A 23,818-nucleotide genomic window follows, 5' to 3' on the forward strand; every position below is an offset into this window, starting at 1 on the left:
CCCGCCGATAACGGCGGGTGTAGATCGAAATATGCAGCCGTATAGATCGCTGCCAATGCGGCAAGCGCAGTTTTGATAACCCGAATACCCATCAACAAGCCCTCAACTGTTCAACCGTTATTGTTCCTTCTATCCTACCGTTCCCGTCTTCCGCCCGTCAACCTCCGTTCGAGCATTGCCACAAGCTGATACATGACGGTGGCAACAAGCGCGATAATAACAAGACTTGATAGGACAAGCGTGAAATTAAACACTTGGAAGCCATAGATAATTAAATATCCGAGCCCAAGCTTCGCAACTAAAAATTCGCCGACGATAACGCCAACCCACGATAAACCGACGTTCACCTTAAGCGTCGAGATAATAACCGGGAACGAAGCGGGAATAATGACGTAGCGGAACGTCTGCAAGCGTGAAGCGCCAAATAACCGAACGACCTTCACAAACCCGCCTTCCACTTCCCGGAACTGATTATAAATATTAAGCGTCGTAATAATGACCGTAACGGACAGTGTCGTGACTACGATCGACATAAACCCTGGACCGAGCACGACGATAAAGATCGGACCAAGTGCAACCTTCGGCATACTATTCAACACGACGAGATAAGGATCGAGAACGCGTGAAACAAAAGGAAACCACCACAGCAGCGCGGCGATTAGCGTCCCAAGGGCCGTTCCGAGCACGAAGCCGAGTGCAGTCTCGCCCGCTGTCATGCCGACGTGCGACCAGATCGAGCCGTCACGGACCATATCCGCGATTAAATTCACGATGCGCGACGGATAGCTGAACAACAGCGGATCAATCCATTGGCTTCGGCCGGCCTGTTCCCACAAACCGATGAACAAGACGAGAATCGCGAGGCGAACGACCAGCACCGCGGCTGTCACACGCCGGGAACGCGCTTTATGCTTGGCGAACAAGCCTTGTAGCCACTCGTAGGCGGAATCGTTTGTCGCACCGCTAATTTTCATCTTCATGATGCCGCCCCCCTTCGTCCGATTCCTCGCTGACGTTGGCCGCCATTCCGTCCTGATTCAGCTCCGCCCACAGCTTTTCAAATAGCGGTTGGAATGCTGGATGCCGACGAGCTTCCATTGGTAGCAGCTCCCGAAGTGATTCCGGTACCTTCAGCTCTAGACGAATCCGCCCCGGGTTCCGCCCCAATACGATGATGCGGTCGCTCATCGCAGCAGCCTCGGCAAGATCATGTGTGACAAGCACTGCAGTCTGCCCCCGCTTGCGAATCGTGCCCCATACTAGATCCTCCAACTGAAGCTTAATATGCATATCGAGAGCCGAAAAAGGTTCATCCAACAGCATAATATCCGGCTCTGTTGCCAGCGTCCGGGCAAGCGCGACCCGCTGTCGCATCCCTCCCGACAGCTCATGCGGATATCGCATCGCCGTCCCGCCTAACTCCAGCTCCTCCAGCAGGCGTCTGACTCGCTCCCTCGAAGCCGCATCCAGCTTCCCGCTAATTTCTAATCCGATTGCCGCATTATCTTGAATCGTGCGCCACGGAAACAAATAATCTTGCTGCAGCATGTAACCAACGGCGGTCGAAGGACCAGATATCCATCTGCCATCGATGCTTACTTCTCCGCGCGTCGGCGTAAGCAGCCCAGCGATAAGATGAAGCACCGTTGTTTTGCCGCAGCCGCTTGGACCGACCAGACTGACGAACTCACCGCGTGCAATTGCTAAATTCAATGAATCAACGGCGAGCGAGGCGCCGCTGTCGTTAACATATACATGAGATACATTGCGCAGCCGCAGCTTCTCTTGTTCCGGCATACCCGCCGTCTCCTCTCGGCCTTACTTGGTTATTGCCTCAATCGATTCCTTCGCGAACGATGTATCGACAAGCTTGTCGTAAGCAGGGCGTTCCTTTAATTCTCCAGCGGATGTCATAATATCGGCGAGATTATTCCATTCCGCTTCATCTACGATCGGATCTTGAGCATATGAGCCCTGCTCCTTGTACCGTTTGATAGCACTAATCGCGATATCACGGTCTGTATTATCGAAGTAAGGCAGCACGACATCCGCAATTTCTTCCGGCGAATGATTTGCCACCCACAGCTGAGCACGGCGAACGGCATTCGTGAACCCTTGCACAACATCTTTGTTTTTATTGATGTAGCTTTGTTTCGTCATGAATACGGTGTAGGGTAAATAGCCGCTCTCTACGCCGAATGAGGCAATAACATAGCCTTTGCCGTCCTTCTCGATTATCGATGCCTGCGGCTCGAATAGCTGCACATATTCACCGGTACCGGACAGGAATGCTGCCGGGATATTGGCGAAGTCGATATTTTGAATCAAATTCAAATCTTGATGCGGCTCAATGCCGTGCTTTTTGAGCGTGAATTCACCAGCCATCTGCGGCATGCCGCCTTTTCTTTGTCCAAGAAAATTTACCCCTTTGAGTGACGACCACTCGAAATGCTCGACCGGATTCCGAGCAACAAGAAACGTACCGTCCGTCTGCGTTAGCTGCGCGAAGTTGATTACCGGATCGTCAGCACCTTGCTGATATACATAAATCGAAGTTTCCGAGCCGACAAGCGCGACGTCGATTTGGCCGGACAACAGTGCGGTCATCGTTTTATCGCCGCCTGGTGTCGTCGTAAGCTCGATGTCAATGCCTTCGTCCTCGAAAAAACCGTTCGCTATAGCAACGTATTGCGGTGCGTAGAACAAGGAACGGGTTACCTCGCCGATTGTCACCTTCGTGTTTCCACTTTCCGACTTTCCGCATGCTGCGAGCAGCGTCACGGTCAATACGACGGCTAGTACAGCCGCCAGCCAGCTCCTTCGTGCTGTGACTTTCATCTCATATTCCCCTCCGCGATTCGTCCTTAGGCCTATTCTGACACTTCCTAGACAACGAACCGAACAATGTAGTTGCTTCAGCCTATGCGTAGACGAGAGCGGAGGTGCATTGAAGACTAGAAGGCAGCGTCTAACCATCAAAAAAGCTGCTTCCCGGATTCGAGCCGATCCGAGAAAGCAGCTTCTGTATTAAACCATTATTGGAACGAAATTATACCATCATATTGGAACGAACTTGAATTTCTTCGAATGACGCGGCATCCTCCGTCTTCTTGCGAGATAACAGCGTACCGGCGATCGCCGCAATAAAGCCTAACGGAATAGAAATAATGCCTGGATTCGTCAGCGTAAACCATGGGTCGCCAACGAATATCGCTTTGCCTTCAACCGGGCTCCATACTGAGGGACTCATCGCTACAAGTACGACTGCGCTAATCAAGCCGGTCAGCATGCCGGCGATTGCTCCGGTCGTATTAAACCGTCTCCAAAATATCGTGAATAGAATAACCGGCAAATTCGCGCTTGCTGCAATTGCGAAAGCAACCGAGACGAGAAACGCGACGTTGAGCTTCGATGCAAGAAGTGATAGCAAAATTGAGACGACAGCTACACCAACCGCTGCCCAGCGAGCTACCTTCATCTGCTCCTTCTCGCTCGCCTGACCTTTGCGCACGATGTGACTGTAGAAATCGTGGGCAAATGCTGATGCCGCCGACAGCACGAGTCCCGCAACGACCGCAAGAATGGTAGCGAAGGCGACCGCCGAAATAAATGCGAAGAAAAATTCTCCGCCAAGCTCTCTTGCTAGCAGCGGTGCCGCCATGTTACCGCCCTTATCTGCGGCCACGATAGCATCATAGCCGACAAAGCCTGCAGCGCCGAAACCGAGGAAGACGGTCATGACATAGAAAATACCGATAATCCAAGTCGCATATACAACAGAGCTTCTGGCTGTCGCAGCATCACGCACCGTGAAGAAACGGATTAGAATATGAGGAAGTCCGGCTGTACCAAGCACTAAAGCTAGATTGAGCGACAACGTATCAAGCGGAATTTTATACTTGTTGCCAGGATTAAGGAACGACTCTTGAAGCGGCGTAGCCGTCTTCATCTCTTGGAACATATCAAATACGTTGAAGTTGTACTTCGCGAACACGATGATCGACAGCAGCAGTGTGCCGCCCATAAGCAGCACCGCTTTAATGATCTGCACCCACGAGGTCGCATGCATACCACCGAACACGACGTAGATCGTCATAAGTGATCCAACGATCAGCACAGACTCTGTGTATGAGATACCAAGCAGCAGCTTTATGAGCGCTCCCGCGCCGACGAGCTGTGCAATCATATAGAAGGTCGAAATCGTAATCGTATTAAGGGCTGCGACTCCGCGTATTTTTTTGGCATTGAAGCGAGCAGCGATCATATCAGCCATCGTATATTTGCCCAAGTTGCGGAGAGGCTCTGCAACTAGATACAGAACAACGAGATAGGCAACAAGGAAGCCAATGCTGTAAAAAAATCCGTCAAAGCCAGCCAGCGCAATCGACCCGGCAATACCGAGGAAAGAAGCGGCCGACATATAGTCACCTGCAATAGCAAGCCCGTTCTGCCAGCCTGTCAGCCCGCCTCCTGCCGTATAAAATTCGTTTGTCGATTTTGTTCTCTTAGAGGCGATATAAGTAATAACTAATGTAACCGCTACGATCGCGAGGAATAACCAAAAGGCCGTTTGATGCATCGATCATCTCCCCCTCATCCATCAAATATGATGCTCTTTGCGGATAACTTCCACCGCCTCGTCGAACTTCTTCGCCTTACGGCTGTACACAATGCACAATGTCCAGGTCATAATGAATTGCGCAAAAGCGAACAACCATGCCCATGATATGGGTCCAATCGCCTCTTCATTCAAAAACGTCCAATACGACGTCAGAATGGGAAGGAGAAAGTAAAAGGTAAGAAAAAAGACGGTCATCGGAACAATAAACCTTCGTTTCTGTCTCAGCAAGGATTGGAACTGCGCGGACCTGGCAATCTGTGCGTAGCGGTCGGCATTCAATTGCGTCTGCGGCTGAGCCTCACTCATGATTAAGCCTCCTTAACGATTAGGGTAATGGATCGCTGCTGCTTTACGAACGTTGTAAATATAGAAAACGCTTTCACAGGGATCCTGGCTCCTCCTCTGTCTATAATCCATATACCAATTGTCCCGATAAATATGACATGACCATCGGCTTAATTATAGAAACCAAAAACCCTTCGCAGCGAAAAAGCCACGAAGGGTTATGGTCCAGCAGGAAAAGCCCGTTATCGTCCTGCTCACATTACAGCTTATAAATATCTTTGTACTTCCGTTCCAAATAAGCGACGAGATGCGATGGATCGAGCGGCTTGCCCGTCGTGCCGAGAATGATCTCGGAAGGCGTACGCGCTTTGCCCCACTTGTACACCCGCTCCGTCAGCCATTGTTTGATCGGGAGCAGGCTGCCCTCACCCACTAGCTGCCAGAAATTCGGCAGCTCGCGCTCCATAGTATCCGCAATCTGCGCCGCGTACATATTGCCAAGCGAATACGACGGGAAATAACCGAACGAACCGCCGGACCAATGTACATCCTGCAGTACACCTTCTGCATTATTCGACGGCACGACGCCGAGATAGTCGCGGTATTTGTCGTTCCATATTGCCGGCAGGTCTTCTGCCTCGGCACCTTCATTGAAGATCAATTTCTCAATCTCATATCGGATAATGATGTGGAGATTGTACGTTAGCTCATCCGCCTCGATCCGGATAAGCGACGGCTGTACGACGTTCGTCGCCCGATAAAAGTCATCTACGGATACGTCATCGAATTGCCCCGGGAACCGGCTTTGCAAATCGCCATAGTACCGATCCCAGAACGGACGGCTTCGTCCGATCACATTTTCCCAGAAACGGGATTGCGACTCATGGATACCCATAGATGTGCCTGTTGCCAGCGGCGTTCCCGCTAGCTCCGCCATAATATTCTGCTCGTACAGCGCATGTCCGCCTTCATGAATCGTACCGAATAGCGCGCTCGTTACGTCATCCTTCAGATAACGTGTCGTTATACGCACATCGCCGATATTAAGCCCTGTCGCAAAAGGATGCACACTCTCATCGAGCCGTCCAGATTGAAAATCAAAGCCCATCTGTTCCAAAATAAACAAGCTGAATGACTTCTGTCCTTCCTTCGCATATTGCTGCTTCAAGAAAGACGTATTTGGCTGATGCGGCGATGCCGCAATCGCCGATGCAAGCGGCACCAGCTTATCGCGCAATCCGCCGAAGACACTGTCAAGCTCTGCTACGGTCATACCCGGCTCGTACTGATCGAGCAGCGTGTCGTAACGAGTCGCTTTGACGCCCCATAGATCAATAAATTGATTCGTATACGAAATAATTTTATCCAGATAAGGGCGGAACTGATCGTAGTCACCGTTCTCCTTCGCCTCTTCCCATGCCGATTCCGATTGTGAGGTCAGGACGACGTATTCCTGGTATAGCTTCGGCGGAATAAGAACGCTGCGGTCATAGTCTTTGCGTGTCTCCGCAACAAGCCGGCGATCCAGATCGCTCAGCTGACCATTCACTTCCTTCTCTTCTAGCTTCGACAGCAGTTCGCCAAGCTCCTTCGACGTCGCCAGCTTAAAGCTCTCAGCAGACAACACGCCGATCGCCTCAGAGCGCATATCCATTCCTTTGCGAGGTGCGCCAGTACGCAAATCCCAGTAAAGGACAGCAAGCGCTTCCTCATAGCTTTTAATCTGTTTCATCTTGTCTTTGAACGTCTGCAGCGATTGCTCATAGGTTGCCGCCATCCGACTCTCCACCTTTCCAATTCAACCCATTTTACTTGATCATACTTTTTTAACGACTTATAATCAACTTTAACGCATGATAGATAGAGAAACAAATGGGTGGAGGAAAAACGCATGCACATTACGTTTACCCCTTCGGCGCAATCCGCGTTGAAGCCGCATCTAGCGGATGGAACTCGGCAGCTGAAGCTGCTGTATGATACCGAAGGCTGCGGCTGTGTCGTAAGCGGCGTGCCAGCACTTCAATTGATCGAAGCTGGCGGACCCGACGATGCTCTTGGCACTGGCGATCCGTTTGACTTTTGGTACGAGCCTCGGTTCGAGGTTTTTTTTGAGCCTCGGCTGCGTATCGACTACGACGAGAACCAGCATGCTTACAGCTTGAAGAGCGACGGTCAAATCTATACGACGAATCTGCGTTTATTGCTATCCTAAGGAGGAACACGACATGAACCAACTGAGTCAGATTCTAACATTCAACGAACGATTCGTAGAGGAGAAGCAATATGAACCCTATCTGACGGATAAATTCCCTAACCGAAAGATGGTAATCGTCACGTGTATGGACACACGCCTTACGGAGCTGCTGCCAAAGGCGATCAACGTTCATAATGGCGATGTCAAGATAATAAAAAACGCAGGTGCTATCGTCACTCAGCCATTTGGCAACATTATGCGCAGTATTCTCGTCGCTCTCTATGAGCTTGGCGCAGCTGAAGTTGTCGTCATCGGTCACCACGACTGCGGCATGACGGGCATCAACCCGGAAAAAAGTGTCATCAAAATGCTCGATCGCGGCGTAACGAACGAAACGATTACAACGCTGAGACATTCCGGTCTCGACCTGATGCGTTGGCTTCGCGGTTTCGACAACGTGCACCAAAGTGTCGAGAACAGTGTAAATATTATTCGCAATCACCCGCTGCTGCCGCCAGGTACGCCAGTTCATGGCTTAATCATCGATCCGAAGACGGGCAAGCTCGATCTTGTCACAGAAGGCTATGAAATCGCAGAGGCATCCGCCAAACAATAATCAGGATAATTAAAGAAAGGTTGTACATTAAACAGATGAACCTGTTTTCTGTACAACCTTCTTACGTTAGTCACAAAGCAGTGAAGTGAGCGTCTGCTCTCACTTAGTTTCAGCATAGCCCCTTCCGCTCTCTAATTCTGCTTGTCTTCTTACCTTCCTCTTTCCAATATTGCTTGATTGCGTGCAGCGACAACCTCGCTTCGGTCCCGCGTTAGATGACGATGGATGACGTCCTCCCCCGCATCCTCGCTTGCTATTCCCCATTGCCAGCCTCTATTAGCGCACAACGCTAAACATGCATCCTTCAGGTTCGGATCACAGATCGGGAGATTCATATCGGAATAAGGGAACGCCACATCGTTCGCAAGTGCATCTCGCCTGTACTTCAGCTCAGCGAGCATGGCTTCGCCATCGAGCCCAAGCTGAATCAAATGCTCCTTGGTCAGCCGCTGCAGTGCAGACGTCCACATCTTGACCGCGCCGCCGATGTTGCCTCTGCGATGATGATAGCAGCCTACCGCAACCTGAATCAACCCATGCCAGGTGCCGGTAAACTCCTCGCCTTGATGAGCCTTCCAATACTCCTCCAGCAATTCGTGGCACTCAAAATAATCCCGAGTTGCATGAAATTCAGACAAATAGGATATATATGATAGCGGATAAGCTGCTGTCACTTTCGCTCCCCCTCGCCCGCAAAAAATTTGAAACCAACGTTCATTGTAGCCGTATTAGAACCATATCGCAACGAGAGCCAGCTTGGCCCTTTACATTCAGGAGGAGATTGTTGTGTTTAAGAAAGGAATCGCACTATTTATGGCTTTGACTCTGCTGTTCGTGCTTGTGAATGAATCGGCAGACGCAAAGCCGAGAAGAGCCATTAAGTCGCCAAAGCAAAGCTACACCGAAACGCCGAGCAAAAGCAGCAATAATGTAAGCCAGAGCAATCCCGGCACGAATTCCGGTACGAAGTCTGGTACGACCAATCCATCAACCCAACGCGGCTTCTTCAGCGGCGGGAGCTTCATGAAAGGATTGATGATCGGCGGACTGGCAGGCTTGCTGTTCGGAGGCATTTTCTCGAACATGGGCTTTTTCGGTAACCTAATCGGTTTACTAATTAATGTGATGGCCATCTTCGCGCTCATCGCAGGTATTCGCGCAGCAATAAACTATTTCCGTAACCGACGTTATTCCAATAACCAAAGGAGACCGTACTAAATATGCGGATCTATACAGATGAGATCATTAATGCGGTTTGCTTACATATAGGACGCCGTAAGGGCGTACCGCCATCCGAGGTTGAAGTCCAGCTCTCATGGGATGAAGATTACGGATTTACAGCGGAAGTATGGGTTCATGGCCGCAGCCAATATCTCGTCGAAGCGAATTTACTTGAAGCGATCGAGCGATACATGCTGGATCAATATCAAATTCGCGTATTTCATTCACAAATTACGCTCGATGCTGATGAAGAATTCTGGGCTGATATCGCAATATAATGAGTGAAGCTTGTACATGGAAGAAGATGGCTGATAATTAGCCATCTTTTTTGTTGGCACTAGCGGTTACTGCTCTAAATAGCGAAGCAGCGGACGATCATCCCAAACCTGCACCTCGATATATCTTTCCGGTCCTTTCTCTCCCGTCTGGTTCCACTGCTGGGGATATCCGAACTGTTCGATTACTTCCATTATCTCGTGCATCGTATATACATGTCCTCTATACTTTCGACCGTCCTGAACCCTCATCGTCGGAAATAGATCCCCATAAGTGAAGCTGACTGAGCTCGCGTCGAATTGCTCCAACGCAATGGCGAGCTGCTGCCCTTCTTCGAACCAATCCAGCAGCCACGGACATTCTCCCATCGTCATATAATGAGGCGCGCTTCGTACTGGTTTCCCTCCTTTTATAATAAATAACTCTCTCGCCTTAGCTTCTAGCTCGCGGCGTATCGTCAAATAGTCATCGGATCTTTGGCTGGCGAGGCCCTTCTTATTCGTGCGAATATCTTGCAGAACGCGTTCCGCTTCTTCGGGACTTAAATCCGATAAATTACGAAAAGGACCCGTCGAGGCATCATAGTAGTGATAGAGGAATAAGGTCATGGAATACACCTCAATGAAATTTTCATAATTCCGCACATTATCTTAAATTAGTCCAAGCCCTTCTTAATAACCTCACTCCTTCTAAAATTTGTTCTTCCGTTAATCCACCGAAGCCTAGAAGGACGGTACTGCGCGGTGCGTCTAGCTGCTGCAGCCAGTAGCACGAAACCGGATAAACGCGTACACCCAATTGTTCTGCACGATTAATCATCACTCCTTCCTCCTTGCCTTCCCACGTCAACAACATATGCAGCCCTGAGCCCTCTCCTGCAATCCGAACCGTCTTGCCGATCGGAAACGATTCACAGAGCGCATTCAGTAATGTATCGCGCTTTCGCTGATACAAGCTGCGCATCGCACGCATATGCTTACCGAAGCCGCCGCTTTCCATGAACATTGCCATCGCCTGCTGCAGTAATGGTGACGCAAGCTGGTCGTAGCTGTGCCCTCTGGCATGAAACCGCTTCAGTAATTCCGGCGGCAGTACAGCATAGCTTAAACGAAAGGACGGTGTAAGTGCTCGGGAGAAGGTTCCGATATACGCCACACATCCGTACTCATCCATCGCCTGCAGAGCCGGAATCGGCCGTCCGGCATACCGGAATTCTCCATCGTAGTCGTTCTCTATAATAAATGCGCCATTCGACACTGCCCATTGCAGCAGCTTCATCCGCTTCGGAGCAGACAGCGTCATGCCGATCGGGAACTGATGAGACGGCGTCACATATGCAGCATGAACTGGCGCCATATCGGCAAGCTGTTCCACATGCAGTCCGTCCTGGCTCAGCTTAACCGGGTAAACAACCGCACGGTGTCGGTCGAATAACCTCTGGACGCCGTCATTTACCGCTTCTTCCGAAGCAATATGCATTCTCTCTCCGCTCGCTCCGATCAACTGCAGCACAAGATCAAGCGACTGATAAGTGCCCGCTCCGATCACAATGGAAGACGGATCACAACGAACTCCGCGATTTCGATGCAGATAAGAAGCGATTTGCTCGCGCAGCTCCGGTTCTCCCGTCGGCTCCCCGTACCGGAACATGCGGCCATCGTCCGGCTGCAAGCAGCGATTAAGCTGCCTTCGCCAAGCGCCAGCAGGAAATCGAGACCAATCGACGGCTCCATAGCCGAAGTCGATGACCGACTGCCCAGATCGAACAGCCTTGCCCGCATACAGCTCAGCAGCTATCGATCCGATGCTGCCTGTTATCCCTTCCCGACAAACGTCCGACGCGGCACAATAGGATCGAGGCTGGATGTGAGCTTGAGGAAGCACTTCTGTGAACAATCCGCTTCTCGGCACGCTGCGTATGTAACCTTCCGCCTGCAGCTGCTCATAAGCGAGCACGATCGGCGTTCTGCTAATGGCCAGCCTTTGCGCTAATTTACGCACCGATGGAAGCCGTGCTCCGGCTTCTATTCTTCCCTCTGTCATCTCTTGCCGCAAATAACGATACAACTGGACATAGATCGGATCAACAGCATGCTCATCAATCGTAGGAGTCAGTTCAATCATCCGACAGCTCCCCTCTCCAAATAGCCGGCTTTAACAGCATTTATTTTCCATTATGCTTCGTACTGTTCATTCTGTCACTTTAAAATATATATTTCTGTCCATTTAGCTAGTGACAGAAATTCGATACGCTATAGTCACATACTCAAATTCAATTCAATACATGAAAAAATCTACCCAATAGGAGGAAAAGGTGATGACCTTTGCATTGCCGCATGTCGATCGAATCATTCCCTACCCATCCATAACGCTCAACCTCTGCCAGCCGATGATCAAGCTCGATCAGAACGAAAATCCGTACCCGCCGGCACCTTCTGCCATTCGTGCGCTTGCCTCCGCGAACGAGAGCACTTTGCGACTTTACCCCGACGCTTCTTGCTTAAAGCTGCGAGAAGCGCTTGCCAGACAGCATAACGTACCCGTCGATCGGATCGTAATCGGTAACGGCTCCAGCGAACTTATCGCTGCTCTGTTTCATACTTTTGTCGGCAATGAGAGAACAGCCGCGCTTCCGTACCCGACATTTGCGATGTACGAGACAGCTGCTGCTGCTGCGAATGCCCGCGTCATCCGAGTGCAAACGAACGATGATTACGTAATTGATCCGGAAGAGCTGTGTGCCGCGAACGCAGCCGTTATCGCGCTTGTTAACCCAAATGCACCTACCGGCCGGCTCTTGCGTCTCGAAGAAATCGAGAGAATCGCGGCTAGCACGAACGGAGTTCTCTTCATCGACGAAGCCTATATTCATTTCGCCGGTGAAGCGGAGCATTCTGCTATCCCGTTAACCCAGAAATACGATAATCTTGTAGTGCTGCGCACATTTTCGAAGGCATACGCGTTAAGCGGAGCTCGTATCGGCTATGCCATAGGCTCAAGGCCGATTATTGAAGCCTTCGAGAAGACGAAGCCCGTCTATAACGTAAACGGAATCGGCCTCTCTCTAGCTAGCGGCGCTTTAGAGGACGAAGCATACTTGCAGACGATTGTACAGGCCGTCCGCACAACGCGGGATCAATTTGTATCCAGCTTACAAAGAATCGGTTTCCAGACTATCCCTAGCGAAACGAACTTCATCTTATGTTCGCCCCCAGTTAAGCCAGGTGCTCCGGATGCGCCGACGCTGGTCCGAATGCTCGCGGAACATGGCTTCGCCGTCCGGTATTTCGATTTGCCGCGACTGCAGGACAAGGTTCGGATTTCAATCGGTACCGATGCTCAGATGAACGCTCTGAGCGCGCAGCTGGAGCACTGGTATACGTAATATTTCGCTTTCGCATCTCAACTATAGGCGATGACCGCAAGCTGCTGGATTCAATTCCCACCGCAACCTCCCATCTTCTATCCGCGTCTAATAGAGGTAGATACATAGAAAGGGAGAGTGCAGCAGCTTGTTTAAACGTAAATGGATTGTCGCCACAGCCTTGGCGATAACGCTTCAAGGAAGCCTGGCTACATTCGCCTCAGCGGCAACGACAACGAAGATGACGCAGTACCGAGTCTATCAGAACAACAAAGCGCTCAAAGAATTTGTCGAATATAACAGCGCGATCACCTATGCGAAGTCGTTCAGCTACTCGCATATCGAGAAAATATCTAATCATCAATGGGTATGGGACAATTTTCCGCGATATGCGGTCTATCAGAACGGCGTAACAACGCCTGCAAGACAATTCCGATCCTATAATGATGCTCTTCGTTTGGCACAAACGCTAGTTAATGCGCATATTCGCGACTTCGAGAAGCCGGGATGGATATACAGCCGTTACAATGCCTATCAGCTGTATCAAGGAGACAAGACCCAAGCTTCCTGGTCTTACTTAACCTTGGATGAAGCGAAGAAAGAAGCAAAGAAGTGGTCGAATGCTCATATTATTGAGCTCTCAACCGGCGAGTGGATCTGGGACAACATTTCCGACGCTCAGCTTGCTAAGCAGCGTGCCGGTAACCCGGTATATGATATTACGGTCGATGGAGAGTCTGCTGGAGCCGGAACCTTCGCCTCTCTGTATGATGCAGTACAAGCAGCCGCATCGATCCAAGACAGCGTCGTCGTAAACTTGTCGACAGGCGTTCAAGCACACTCGAACGTACGGAAGTATGAAGTCCAGCAGAACGGCCGCAAGATCGCTGCGTTCGTCGGCCTTCAAGCTGCTGTGCATTATGCGAAAGGCTTCTCGAATACGCGAGTGATGAAAGACGAAATCGAATGGTGGACGAACGTTCCGTTCCTAACCGTCTCGCAAAGCGGAAGAGCTCTTCGAGCCTTCCATACACGCGCTTCTGCTGTGACGTTCGCGGCAGGGTATGCGAATGCTTCGGTCACAACAGCAGACGGACATATCATCTGGTCGAATGAGAGCAAGCTGCTTTATCTCGGTTGGAACGGTACGTCCGACTCCAGCTCAATACTTAACCAATTATCCAAAACGCAAGGACTCGACATCGATTCGCCTACTTGGTTCAAGCTGGGCGACAGCACAGGTAAGCTTGTTGACAATTCTTCGAAAGAGCTCGCCGCGTCAATTAAATCGAAAGGACTCAAGCTATGGCCGCTCGTACACAACGACTTTGACGCGAAACGAACAACTGCGTTCCTTGCGAACTCAACCGCCCGAAAGACGTTTATTAACCAGCTTGTCAACCGAGTATCTTCGTTAGGCTCTGAAGGAATCAATCTTGATTTTGAAGGATTAGCGGCATCGGATCGCGCCGCATTCACCAAATTCGTGAGAGAGCTGACCGAAGCGGCGCATGCTCGTAATCTCAAAGTATCGATTGATTTGATTCGCGGCGATGTACGCTGGAACGATAAGACAGCATACGACTTCGCTGCTATCGGCGCAATCGTTGATACCGTCGTCATGATGGCCTATGACCAGCATTGGAAAGGCAGCGATACGCCGGGCTCCGTCGCGGAGATGAAATGGGTCGAGGAAGGCATTAAGCAATATTTGAATTACGGTATACCGCGCTCCAAGCTGCTTCTAGGCATTCCGTTCTATGTTCGAGAATGGAAGCTGAATAGCAGCGGCGCAATTGTTAAGGATGCTGGTGGCAGCTATGTTTCACGCGCCGTACTCATGAACCAGCTGCCGCAGCTTATCCAAGAGAAGCATGCAGTCGGCACCTATGATCCGGAATCAGGCCAAACGAAATACAAGTATACGGAGAACGGCTATACCTATGTATTCTGGGCCGAGACAACTGCTTCTGTAGCGAAGAGAGTCGACATTGCAAAGAAATATGATTTAGCCGGTGCAGCCTTCTGGCGACTCGGTTATGAGGATGAAGCAATCTGGGCGACACTGCTCCAGAAGAAATAAGAAATTATTCCAATCATTATCCATAAGTCACAGAAACAACCGCCCGGAGAAAATCCTCTTGGGCGGTTGTTTTTACTTCGCTTTAATTAATCTCTAAGTAATCGATGAAAGCGTCCCATTGTCCGTTATCAGTCGTTACAACGAGCTGAATTTCTTGATTTCCAGTTCCAGTATTGACATTGTTGAGCGTAGCGACTGCTGGATTCGTTCCCGTGAAGTAGAAGCTGCCTTTGGTCACACCGCCGATTTTCAGATCAACTCTCGCAGTATTGGAATTGTTAGACGCACCGCGGAGCGAGAAGCTGTGTGTAGACGTCGTAAAGTTATGCGTCGTTTTGACCAAATCGTTGTTCGCATACAAGGCGACACCTGTAAACGGCGAGCTGATGTTGCCTGTGTATTGGCCGGCTTTCGTCATGCTCTCCGCTTCTATCTTCGTCGTTCCCGAAGTTGGAGGAGGCGTTGTGCCGCCGCCGCTGCTACCGCCAATCGTCAAAACGTTCGTCGTGACGTCCGCACTGCCGTTGCTTTGGAAGCCCTCGACCGTAAGCGCAACCTCGTATAGTTTGCCCAGGGACATCCCTAAGCTTTCCCATTTCTTAAAGTGCTCACTTACCGAGATCGTGCCGCTTGAGCGCTTCGCTGTGCGAATGCTCCAATATTGCTTGAACGTTGCGGTTCCTTCGATGGATGGCTGGTTAACCCGTGTCGTTTCGTAAATATCATACGTGCCGCCGTCAACGGAGAACGAGCCTTTATTCGTACCAGACGGACGGTAGGTGCCCCAGTTATCCATGATGTAGTATTCAATAAGCGAGTTTTTCGTCCAGCCATATACCGTTAGATAAGAGTTGCCGCCCGGATTGAACGTTGCAGCGTAGTTGATAGAAATATTGCCGATTTGCTGATGCGTTTGGGTTGAATTAAATTTTTTACCTTTACGGAACAATGCGTTGTTAATGTTGCTCCACGTAGCGCTGAAAGCTCCGCCGCTGTTAAGCGTCATGCTTGTGTTGCCGGAATCCTTCCACAACTCAAAGTCATAGCCATCATGAGTGCCGGTTTGATTCGAGGTTATCGTCGTTGCCGCATTTGCAATTCCTACAGGCATAGCGAGCGTAAAGCTCAGTAATAAAGCTAATGTGAATTTCGATTTGGTTAATTTCAATTGATTTTCCTCCTTTTATTGTTTCCCTCTATAAGCCACCAAAATTTGCCGAACAGCAGCTAGTATAAGCCGCCCTAACCACTCCTTTACAACGTTGTTCTTGAAAGCGAATACGTTAATTAGATTATCAAATGAATCCACTTTGGTTCACTGAAAAAGGTATAGATTATACTTCAAAAAACTTATATTTTTCTATAAATTATATTACAATAATAAATATTTACAAGAATTTAGGCAGATTCTGCTTAACACGGCAAACAGGCCGACGAGGATCCCGTCAGCCTGCTCCATTAACGCATGCCTATTCCGTATAACCGAAGCCAAGAATCGTGAACTGCTTATCGGAGTCTCCCTCAGCCATCTTAATTTCAATCCGGTGCTCCCGGCTTACATCTTCTTGATACAAAATAACCGGACTGCAGTGCGTCCAATTCACCACATGAGGATCAGCGGTAAGGAACAATTGACCGTCGACGAATACATCTGCCTTGCCGAAATGTGCACTTCCGGAATCTTTAAAAACAAGAATGAGACTCTTACTCTTAATCGTTAAAGTAAAGCTCTCTCCACACGACCCTGCAGTATGCATCCAATTGTATGGGAACTGGGCCGTACCATGGGGATCGTGGTCCATCTCGACCATATGCAGATCGGTATCGGTTTCTTGGAATCCACCTGCATGTATAACGGCTGGTCCTGGCTTCGATCGGTCGAGCAGCTTAATATTCGTAAACGTATTGCCGATTAGTGGTGCTTTATCGAGCTCGATATCGTCTTGATCCTCAGCTGATTGAGCGATGACCTCGAACAGGTACCCGATGCAATCTGCCATGACAGTATGTCCGTCATTCGTCGGATGGTAAATATCGTAGAAATACTGCCGTTTCGAGATAATATTGCCTTCCGCCTTCGTCAATTGGAACTGCTCAACAACCGCATCCTTCACGCTGACCATCGGAAATCCATAATACTCCCCAACCGGAGATAATCGATCCTGCAGGTTCCAATCGTTAATGAATACTGCGAACAATAGCACGACAGCTGGCTTGTTCTCACTTTGCGCGATCCGAAGACATAAGCTCTCGTAGCATACTCCTTTGGTCTCATCGCCTGCGTCATTGACGGCGAACTCTACGAATACGATATCAGGTGCTACGGCGCCGTCCTTCAGAACATCGCGCTCGTATCTTATCATTCCAAGCTCGGAAGGCGTACCGCCTACGCCGGCTTTAACGAGATGAACGTTATCGCCGCCGTCTTTGCCGAACATTTCTTTAAACTTCATATACGACTTATACACATACGATTCCGTATGAATCGGCTTTGCGGCGGCTCCTTGCGTAATTGATCCGCCGATATAAGCGATCGTCACGTCCTCACCGCGCTGCGCTTTGGCGATCGCTGCTTTTAACCGTTTGTTATTGCCTGTGCTCAAGAGCGAACGGGCAATCATCGCTTTATATTCCTCTGAATCGAAAGCGACCGGCGGCTCCGGCGACATCTCCGGCACCTCGTACCCGTCATTCAAATAAAATTTCACCGTTGCGGTCGCCAGTTCACCCGCTTCATCAAATTCAAAGGCATACCTGCCAGGCACATCATCGTCAGCAGACCATTCATAATCGCTGAGCTTAATTATGATCTCGGTGCCGTCCGCAGGACAAGGAACACGTAGGAATGTTCCAGATTCGTATTTGTTCGTACGTCCCCAGTTCTGAATGACAAAATGGATCGGTTGGTTCACATCACGATGCGACTTCACGGATACCCCGATGCTATGAACAACGTCGAGAAATTCGGAACAAGTAGACAATTTCGACAAAATGACTTCGTCCGTTACACCGCCTGTAAACTTCGCTTTATCCGCGATCCGGCCTTCTAAATAAAGATCCTGTGTTGGCTTTCCTTCACTGCGGGCAGTCGCTTCGATAATAGATTCGTACATAATATAGAAGCCGCTGCGTCTTTCCACGGGGTCCTTGGGCGCAGTAGGACCGACGATGCCTTGCTCTATTTTATTTTGCTTACTCATCGTTTCGAAGTCTCCTTTATTATCCCATAGAATCATACCGCTCGCTTGCTTATGTTCTCCATAACGATGCAATGAGCAGGCCTTATGACTTCCCCATCATATAACATTACATTACATGAAATAAATATAAATTTGGGACACTGAATATAAAAAAGAACCAGTTTACCGCTTAAGCATCCGGTAGAACTGATTCTTGAGTCAAACACTTACTTTATTGCCGCTTCCAATGCGGCCGCATCGGTTACTGGCGCATAACAAGCAAAGTTCCGGCATACATATGCGGCAGGCTTACCGTCTATCGGCCGTTTATCCGCTAAATGAGACCATCGCTTGCGCATCTCCTCACCCTCATCGCCATCTGGTACGACCATAATTGACCCATGCGGTAAATAAGCTTCCTGCGCTTGCGAAATCATGAGCGCCATCATCAGATCTGAGCGGTCGCCAGCAATAACGATGTCCGGACCGGGCGATTGTGCGGCCATTCCCGCCAGCAACATCATCGAATGCCCGTATGGGAAGCTTGCGACACTCGAAGATAAGCCATTAAGCGTCCGATAGGCCCAATCCCTGTAACGTATGTCCCCCGTCAATTGGAACAGCTTTAGCAGCTGGCGTGCGGCAACGCTATTGCCAGACGGAAGCGCACCGTCGAACGATTCTTTCGTTCGCATAAGCAACCTCTCACTATCTTCTGCTGTGAAATAGAACCCCCCCTGCTCCTCATCACCGAACAGACGAATCATATCGTTGGCAAGCGATTGCGCCCAAACCAGCCATTTCGGCTCCAAAGCCGCTTCATACAATTCGGTTAATCCCCAAATCAGAAACGCGTAATCATCCAGAAACCCGCCTATCGCCGCTTCACCGTCGCGGTAACGAGCCAGCAGCCTCCCATCATCGCGAGTCAACTTCGTCTGAATAAACATTGCCGCCGCTCTTGCTTTCTCCGTATATTCCGGTACGCCGAATGCCTTCGATGCGAGAGCAAAAGCTGCGATCATTAGCCCGTTCCATGAAGTTAATATCTTATCATCCTTATGTGGACGTACCCTTCGTGAACGTGCCTCTAACAGCTTCTCACGGCTTGCCTCAAGCTCTGCTTCCAGCTCTTCAACCGTCAGACCATACCGATCTGCAGCTTCACTAATCGCAATATCAATTCGGTTTGGTATACTGCGGCCCTCAAAGTTACCTGCTTCTGTAATATTGTATACTTCATTAAATCTCCGGGCCGCTTGTTCGCCAAGCACTTCTTTCACCTCATCCGGCGTCCAAACGTAATATTTCCCTTCTACGCCTTCCGAATCCGCATCCTCAGCTGAATAAAACCCGCCTTCAGGTGAGTTCATCTCCCGAATGATATAGGTAAAAATTTGATCCGTTGCTTGGCTGTATATAAAGCTGCCCGTTCTCTGATAAGCTTCAGTATAGGCGATTGCAAGTAAAGCGTTGTCATACAGCATTTTCTCAAAATGGGGAACAAGCCAGCGCTTGTCCGTCGAATAGCGTGAAAAGCCGAAGCCAATATGATCATAAAGTCCTCCGCGTCTCATCGCATCAAGCGTTTCCTCAGCCATCCTCAGTGCGTCCGGTTCATTCGCTCTTGCACCGTATGCCATGAGCAGCGACAGATTGTGCGCCATTGGAAACTTCGGTGCGCCACCGAAACCGCCGTCCTCTTCGTCGAAAATGGATGCGAACGTCTCGAACGCCAGCTTTGTCAGGTCTGAATTCCATACTCCTTCTGCCATTCGGCTTCGCGCCTGCTCCAGCTGAGCTCGAATTTGTGCTGCGACGGCTGTTATTTCAGCCCGTTCGGTGCTCCATTTGATTGACAGCTGCGTAAGCAGCTCCATCAGCCCGAAGCGCCCCATCGTTTGCCGCTTTGGCAAATAAGTGCCAGCGAAGAATGGCTCCTGATCAGGCGTCATAATAATAGTCAGCGGCCAACCGCCTGAGCCGGTCATCGCCTGACATACTGCCATATAGATCTGATCGATGTCCGGCCGTTCCTCGCGATCCACCTTAATCGCAACGTAATCACGATTCAACAGCTTCGCAACCTCCAGATCCTCGAAGCTTTCTTGTTCCATCACATGACACCAATGGCAAGTTGATTGTTACCCCTCACTACGAATAGCCTACGGACAAAAATACAGCCTTCCCTTCACGTTTGGCTTTGCTGAATGCTTCTTCACCCCAAGGAAACCAATCCACTGGATTATGAGCATGCTGGAGCAAATATGGCGATTTCTCATGAATGAGTCGATTCGTGTACTCGTGTTTTACCGTTTCATCTTTTTTCATTAGCTATCACCTTTCGCTTTTGTATAATACTGTTAGATTGCAACAAACGAACAAAAATAAACGCAAAGCAGCACCTGTTCCCTGTTGAAATCGAAATAAAAACGTTGTTAACAATTGTCCAGGAATTGTATTATTAGTTTAGAAACAATAACTATCTACATAGCCTGCCATTAGCCTGAAGAGAAAGGCTATGGCTTTGTAAGACAGGGAGAGGGAGAGTTTTTATGGAATATCATGTATCTGTTCAGGGGAATGATCAGCATCTAGGAACCGCCGATCAGCCCTTTCGAACTATTTCACGCGCTGCGGCTCTAGCAATGGCTGGTGACACGGTTATTGTTCATGCTGGAGTATACCGGGAATGGGTTAACCCGGCTAATGGAGGAACAGCGGAGCATCGTATCGTCTATCGGTCCGCAGGAGACGGGGAAGTCGTCATTACAGGGGCTGAACGGATTACTGACTGGCAATCTGAAGGGGACAATGTTTGGAGTACAGAAGTGCCCAACTCCTTGTTTTCCGTTCGTAATCCCTTTGAAGTAGAACTCAGTGGTGACTGGGTGTTTGACGGACCCTTCCCGGTTCATCTCGGTGATGTATACTTGGATCACAAATCGTTGTATGAATGCGAGAGTGTGGATAAAGTTCACAAGCCCGAAGCTTGGCCTGAAGCCAAATATCCCGAGGACTCTCTGTTAAAATGGTATGCCAAGGTCGGTACTAGGACAACAAAAATATGGGCTAATTTCGGTGGGAAAGATCCTCGTAAGGAAAATGTAGAAATTAGTGTCCGCCCTTATTGCTTCTGGCCTGAGAAACCAGGACTTAACTACATTACGGTAAGCGGATTCACACTTCGTCAAGCTTCTCCGCAATGGGCGCCGCCTACAGACTACCAGGAAGGACTGATCGGACCTCACTGGAGCAAGGGCTGGATTATTGAAAACAATATCATCAGTGAATCCAAATGCGTTGGAATCAGCTTGGGGACGGAGATCGGTACAGGTCATACCAAATCTAGGGACAAGCATATAAAAGGCGGAACTCAACGAGAGCAGGAGGTTATTCTGCGAGCATTACGGTCCGGCTGGCACAAGGATAAAGTCGGCAGTCATATCGTTCGCGGGAATATCATTCATGACTGCGAACAGGCAGGTATCGTCGGTCATATGGGAGGAGCCTTCAGTCACATCTACCAGAACCGTATTTACAACATTCACCACAAGCGGCTTAGACACGGCGCCGAGGTCGCCGGAATTAAACTGCATGCTTCCTTGGATACTCAAATTGGCGACAATAAAATATACAGTTGTTATCGTGCAATTTGGTTAGACTGGCAGGCACAAGGCACTCGCATCAGCCGCAATATCTTTTTTGACAATCTTTCGGAAGATCTCTTCGTTGAGGTTTGTCACGGACCGTATATGGTCGATCATAATTTGTTCCTCTCCCCTATGAATTTCAGGAATATGGCACAAGGCGGAGCGTTTGTCCATAATCTGTTCGCCGGTAGATTTGTTGTTCGTTCCGAGCTTACCCGGACTACTCCTTATCACTTCCCTCACGAAACGGCAATGGCGGGGTATTCCAATATTACTGGGGGAGATGACAGGTACTACAACAATATCTTTCTAGGAGATGACGCCAATAAGGAGCCTGTTCCAATCACCTTCTTCGAGCATCTTCCGCTTAAACCAAGGGATGAAGTCGGAGAGGACGGGAAGACGATCATGGACGGCGTTCCGGAAAATTCCATTTGTTATCTGCATGCTGTAGGGCTGGGGGGATACGACCAACACCCTAATGTACACGATAAACAGTGGTGGGAATATACTAAGGAGGAGCTTATGGAGCTTGGCGATGCCGCTAAAGCTTTCTTCATCGGAAATGCAGTTCTTCCGGTGGCGATGGGCGGTAATGTATTTCTTAACGATGCGGTGCCTAGTCGTCATGAATCCGATGCGAAGATCTTTGTACAGAAGGGTATGAAAGTGGCGATCCATGCTGCGCAAGGAAAGGTGCAAATCGAGATCAATGAGCCGGAACTACTGCAAGGAGCCTCTGCAAGGGTGGTTACGACTGACCTGCTGGGAAAAACCTATCACGCCGATATGAACTATGAGGAGCCGGACAGCACTCCATATCGTTTTGACTCCGATTACTTTGGAATAAGAAGACCTGATGCAGATGTCTCTCCTGGTCCGTTTGAATTGACCGACAAAGGTCCCCTTAAGTTTGAATTTTAATTGAACGAAGGCAACCGTCTGGATGTAGTCGGCTGCCTTCTTTTTCGGCTGGGAGATCAATCCTGACCTTCATATTAGCTATACCTCTTCTATTCTCCATTCACCGTTGCCTCAATCTCCTTCAAGCCCTCCATCGTGTCTTTATCGCTTACGAGCAGCTCGTTCATAACAGCCGTCGCGGCATTTGCAAACTTTGCTGCCATTTCTTCCGGCATGGAAGCTAGAAGTTCATCATAGCTTTTATTCGCAGCAGGCGCATATGGAGCATCCGATAGAATAGCGAACCGCTTTACTTTTTCATTGTTCGCTTCAATATTACGAGTCGCCAACTCTCCTCGTTCCTGCAATATTTTCGCTATTTTCTCGCTCGCAATAAATTTTAATACTTGCTCTGCTGCCTCCCTATTCCCCGCTTGATGAGAAATTGCTGCGATCTCGTTCACGTGGTAGATCGAGGCTGACGCCGATCCGCTTGTTGAATTATTAGGCATCGGTGCGACCGTCCACTTAAACGGATTTGCACTCATACGCATTTTAATGTCCAACGATTGATAATAATTACTGTCCGCGAACTTCATCGCTGCTTTTCCCTGCTCGAATGAATCACCCAAGAAAGGGTCAAGGCTTGTCTCTGCTCGGATCGCTCCATTCTTGAACGCAGTCCGAACTTGCTCGAATCGATACTCCCATTCCGGTGTAGCTAGCACGACGCGGTCCTGCGAATAGAAAGTGAGCCCCTGCAAAGTACCAAGAACGAGCGCAAACGCTGCAGCACTGTCATTATAACTAACCCCAACAGGATCAGAACCAAACGATTTACGATCTGAAACCATTCATCCCAATCGATGGCTGTCGTCTCATCCATAAGCGGAACTCCGCTTTGCTCGAACAAGTTTGGTTGATATATACTGCATCTACGTAGTACGATATCGGATAACCGTACAGCGTCCCTTCACGCTTAAACTTCTCTAGCACGGGCTGAACCCAATCGGAATAGTTCTTAAATAAGGAATCGATTGGAGAGAGCAGATTTTGCTGAAGGATATCATCGTATTGGAATGTCTCCTTCAGGAAAATCAAATCGAAATTCTCCTCACGGACGAGCTTGTGCAGTTGCCCTTTATCACCAGAAATCTGGTTCAACGGCACAACATCAAGCTCAACATTAGGAAATTCCATCGCAAAATAATTCCCGTACCTCTCCATGAAAGTAGCTCTATCCCAATACAAAATCTTCACTTTCAAGGCAATTTCTTGGTCGAAGCTTAAAGAAGAGCAGCCGGCGGTTAAAGCTATAACACTTGTAAGCAAGAAGCATACAGCTGCAGTAGACAACCTTATAAAAGACATCTTTATGTAATCAGCTCCCAAAAGTTTCAATAATATATATACAAGGGATATA

20 protein-coding genes and 1 pseudogene are annotated in these 23,818 nt (G+C 49.3%); 7 read left to right on the forward strand and 14 right to left on the reverse strand.

The window, feature by feature from the left end:
* Positions 1-134: 134 nt before the first annotated feature.
* From PXY01_RS01800 to PXY01_RS01825, 6 genes are all read right to left on the reverse strand, one after another.
* Entirely contained in the window at positions 135-980 is an 846-nt protein-coding gene (locus PXY01_RS01800; RefSeq protein ID WP_246027765.1) for an ABC transporter permease, read from the reverse strand.
* Positions 964-1,797, reverse strand: coding sequence for an ABC transporter ATP-binding protein (locus PXY01_RS01805; protein ID WP_127566700.1), 834 nt, complete (start codon positions 1,795-1,797; stop codon positions 964-966). The genes PXY01_RS01800 and PXY01_RS01805 overlap by 17 nt, the downstream gene beginning before the upstream one ends.
* 21 nt (positions 1,798-1,818) lie before the next feature.
* Positions 1,819-2,838: an ABC transporter substrate-binding protein gene (locus PXY01_RS01810; RefSeq protein ID WP_127566702.1), complete on the reverse strand. Its 1,020-nt coding sequence runs from the start codon at positions 2,836-2,838 to the stop codon at positions 1,819-1,821.
* A gap of 211 nt (positions 2,839-3,049) precedes the next feature.
* Positions 3,050-4,579, reverse strand: a complete 1,530-nt coding sequence (locus tag PXY01_RS01815) for a solute symporter family protein (RefSeq protein WP_127566704.1) — start codon at positions 4,577-4,579, stop codon at positions 3,050-3,052.
* A gap of 21 nt (positions 4,580-4,600) precedes the next feature.
* On the reverse strand, positions 4,601-4,927 hold the full coding sequence (locus PXY01_RS01820) for a DUF485 domain-containing protein (RefSeq protein WP_127566706.1): 327 nt from the start codon (positions 4,925-4,927) through the stop codon (positions 4,601-4,603).
* Between the two features lie 238 nt (positions 4,928-5,165).
* Positions 5,166-6,683, reverse strand: coding sequence for a carboxypeptidase M32 (locus PXY01_RS01825; RefSeq protein ID WP_127566707.1), 1,518 nt, complete (start codon positions 6,681-6,683; stop codon positions 5,166-5,168).
* A gap of 114 nt (positions 6,684-6,797) precedes the next feature.
* Between PXY01_RS01825 and PXY01_RS01830 the strand changes: the two genes are divergently transcribed.
* Both PXY01_RS01830 and PXY01_RS01835 read left to right on the forward strand, forming a co-directional pair.
* The gene (locus tag PXY01_RS01830; RefSeq protein WP_127566709.1) at positions 6,798-7,118 is read left to right on the forward strand and encodes an iron-sulfur cluster biosynthesis family protein; all 321 of its coding nucleotides are present in this window, start codon (positions 6,798-6,800) and stop codon (positions 7,116-7,118) included.
* A 13-nt stretch (positions 7,119-7,131) separates the two neighbouring features.
* On the forward strand, positions 7,132-7,716 hold the full coding sequence (locus PXY01_RS01835) for a beta-class carbonic anhydrase (RefSeq protein ID WP_127566711.1): 585 nt from the start codon (positions 7,132-7,134) through the stop codon (positions 7,714-7,716).
* Positions 7,717-7,865: 149 nt separating this feature from the next.
* Here PXY01_RS01835 and PXY01_RS01840 read toward each other — a convergent pair whose 3' ends face one another.
* Positions 7,866-8,390: a DUF309 domain-containing protein gene (locus PXY01_RS01840; RefSeq protein WP_164744277.1), complete on the reverse strand. Its 525-nt coding sequence runs from the start codon at positions 8,388-8,390 to the stop codon at positions 7,866-7,868.
* Positions 8,391-8,502: 112 nt separating this feature from the next.
* Between PXY01_RS01840 and PXY01_RS01845 the strand changes: the two genes are divergently transcribed.
* Complete coding sequence (locus PXY01_RS01845; protein ID WP_246027766.1) at positions 8,503-8,934, forward strand: hypothetical protein; 432 nt, start codon at positions 8,503-8,505, stop codon at positions 8,932-8,934.
* Between the two features lie 2 nt (positions 8,935-8,936).
* The gene (locus PXY01_RS01850; protein WP_127566715.1) at positions 8,937-9,215 is read left to right on the forward strand and encodes a YxcD family protein; all 279 of its coding nucleotides are present in this window, start codon (positions 8,937-8,939) and stop codon (positions 9,213-9,215) included.
* A 66-nt stretch (positions 9,216-9,281) separates the two neighbouring features.
* Here PXY01_RS01850 and PXY01_RS01855 read toward each other — a convergent pair whose 3' ends face one another.
* Both PXY01_RS01855 and pdxR read right to left on the reverse strand, forming a co-directional pair.
* A complete protein-coding gene (locus tag PXY01_RS01855; protein ID WP_127566717.1) occupies positions 9,282-9,821 on the reverse strand; it encodes a hypothetical protein in 540 nt (179 codons plus the stop codon).
* A 37-nt stretch (positions 9,822-9,858) separates the two neighbouring features.
* The gene (gene pdxR, locus PXY01_RS01860; protein ID WP_127566719.1) at positions 9,859-11,337 is read right to left on the reverse strand and encodes a MocR-like pyridoxine biosynthesis transcription factor PdxR; all 1,479 of its coding nucleotides are present in this window, start codon (positions 11,335-11,337) and stop codon (positions 9,859-9,861) included.
* 193 nt (positions 11,338-11,530) lie between these two features.
* Here pdxR and hisC point away from each other — a divergent pair, with 193 nt between their 5' ends.
* Positions 11,531-12,598: a histidinol-phosphate transaminase gene (gene hisC / locus PXY01_RS01865; RefSeq protein WP_127566721.1), complete on the forward strand. Its 1,068-nt coding sequence runs from the start codon at positions 11,531-11,533 to the stop codon at positions 12,596-12,598.
* 127 nt (positions 12,599-12,725) lie between these two features.
* On the forward strand, positions 12,726-14,660 hold the full coding sequence (locus PXY01_RS01870) for a glycosyl hydrolase family 18 protein (protein WP_246027767.1): 1,935 nt from the start codon (positions 12,726-12,728) through the stop codon (positions 14,658-14,660).
* 82 nt (positions 14,661-14,742) lie between these two features.
* Here the strand turns inward: PXY01_RS01870 and PXY01_RS01875 are convergent, their stop codons facing one another.
* The 3 genes and pseudogenes from PXY01_RS01875 to PXY01_RS01885 form a co-directional block, all read right to left on the reverse strand.
* Positions 14,743-15,771 (reverse strand): glycoside hydrolase family 11 protein, encoded by a 1,029-nt coding sequence (locus tag PXY01_RS01875; protein WP_127567341.1) that lies wholly within the window; start codon positions 15,769-15,771, stop codon positions 14,743-14,745.
* Positions 15,772-16,129: 358 nt separating this feature from the next.
* Entirely contained in the window at positions 16,130-17,860 is a 1,731-nt protein-coding gene (locus PXY01_RS01880; protein WP_127566723.1) for an SGNH/GDSL hydrolase family protein, read from the reverse strand.
* A 206-nt stretch (positions 17,861-18,066) separates the two neighbouring features.
* Positions 18,067-20,170 (reverse strand): annotated as a pseudogene (locus PXY01_RS01885) (thioredoxin domain-containing protein).
* 224 nt (positions 20,171-20,394) lie between these two features.
* Here PXY01_RS01885 and PXY01_RS01890 point away from each other — a divergent pair.
* Complete coding sequence (locus PXY01_RS01890; protein ID WP_127566725.1) at positions 20,395-22,416, forward strand: right-handed parallel beta-helix repeat-containing protein; 2,022 nt, start codon at positions 20,395-20,397, stop codon at positions 22,414-22,416.
* Between the two features lie 89 nt (positions 22,417-22,505).
* Here the strand turns inward: PXY01_RS01890 and PXY01_RS01895 are convergent, their stop codons facing one another.
* Complete coding sequence (locus PXY01_RS01895) at positions 22,506-23,249, reverse strand: extracellular solute-binding protein (protein WP_127566727.1); 744 nt, start codon at positions 23,247-23,249, stop codon at positions 22,506-22,508.
* Positions 23,233-23,766 (reverse strand): hypothetical protein, encoded by a 534-nt coding sequence (locus PXY01_RS01900; RefSeq protein WP_127566729.1) that lies wholly within the window; start codon positions 23,764-23,766, stop codon positions 23,233-23,235. Before PXY01_RS01900 ends, PXY01_RS01895 begins: the two co-directional genes overlap by 17 nt.
* Between the last annotated feature and the right edge of the window lie 52 nt (positions 23,767-23,818).

The sequence above is a fragment of the Paenibacillus xylaniclasticus genome (assembly GCF_004001065.1).
Taxonomy (GTDB): Bacteria; Bacillota; Bacilli; order Paenibacillales; family Paenibacillaceae; genus Paenibacillus_T; species Paenibacillus_T xylaniclasticus.

Coding starts and splice junctions, on each gene's coding strand:
- PXY01_RS01855 (WP_127566717.1), bottom strand. CDS start 9,821: ATGACCTTATTCCTCTATCACTACTATGATGCCTCGACGGGTCCTTTT.
- PXY01_RS01835 (WP_127566711.1), top strand. CDS start 7,132: ATGAACCAACTGAGTCAGATTCTAACATTCAACGAACGATTCGTAGAG.
- PXY01_RS01800 (WP_246027765.1), bottom strand. CDS start 980: ATGAAGATGAAAATTAGCGGTGCGACAAACGATTCCGCCTACGAGTGG.
- PXY01_RS01850 (WP_127566715.1), top strand. CDS start 8,937: ATGCGGATCTATACAGATGAGATCATTAATGCGGTTTGCTTACATATA.
- PXY01_RS01900 (WP_127566729.1), bottom strand. CDS start 23,766: ATGTCTTTTATAAGGTTGTCTACTGCAGCTGTATGCTTCTTGCTTACA.
- PXY01_RS01880 (WP_127566723.1), bottom strand. CDS start 17,860: ATGAGTAAGCAAAATAAAATAGAGCAAGGCATCGTCGGTCCTACTGCG.
- PXY01_RS01830 (WP_127566709.1), top strand. CDS start 6,798: ATGCACATTACGTTTACCCCTTCGGCGCAATCCGCGTTGAAGCCGCAT.
- PXY01_RS01895 (WP_127566727.1), bottom strand. CDS start 23,249: ATGGTTTCAGATCGTAAATCGTTTGGTTCTGATCCTGTTGGGGTTAGT.
- PXY01_RS01890 (WP_127566725.1), top strand. CDS start 20,395: ATGGAATATCATGTATCTGTTCAGGGGAATGATCAGCATCTAGGAACC.
- PXY01_RS01805 (WP_127566700.1), bottom strand. CDS start 1,797: ATGCCGGAACAAGAGAAGCTGCGGCTGCGCAATGTATCTCATGTATAT.
- PXY01_RS01815 (WP_127566704.1), bottom strand. CDS start 4,579: ATGCATCAAACGGCCTTTTGGTTATTCCTCGCGATCGTAGCGGTTACA.
- PXY01_RS01875 (WP_127567341.1), bottom strand. CDS start 15,771: ATGCCTGTAGGAATTGCAAATGCGGCAACGACGATAACCTCGAATCAA.
- PXY01_RS01820 (WP_127566706.1), bottom strand. CDS start 4,927: ATGAGTGAGGCTCAGCCGCAGACGCAATTGAATGCCGACCGCTACGCA.
- hisC (WP_127566721.1), top strand. CDS start 11,531: ATGACCTTTGCATTGCCGCATGTCGATCGAATCATTCCCTACCCATCC.
- PXY01_RS01810 (WP_127566702.1), bottom strand. CDS start 2,838: ATGAAAGTCACAGCACGAAGGAGCTGGCTGGCGGCTGTACTAGCCGTC.
- PXY01_RS01825 (WP_127566707.1), bottom strand. CDS start 6,683: ATGGCGGCAACCTATGAGCAATCGCTGCAGACGTTCAAAGACAAGATG.
- pdxR (WP_127566719.1), bottom strand. CDS start 11,337: ATGATTGAACTGACTCCTACGATTGATGAGCATGCTGTTGATCCGATC.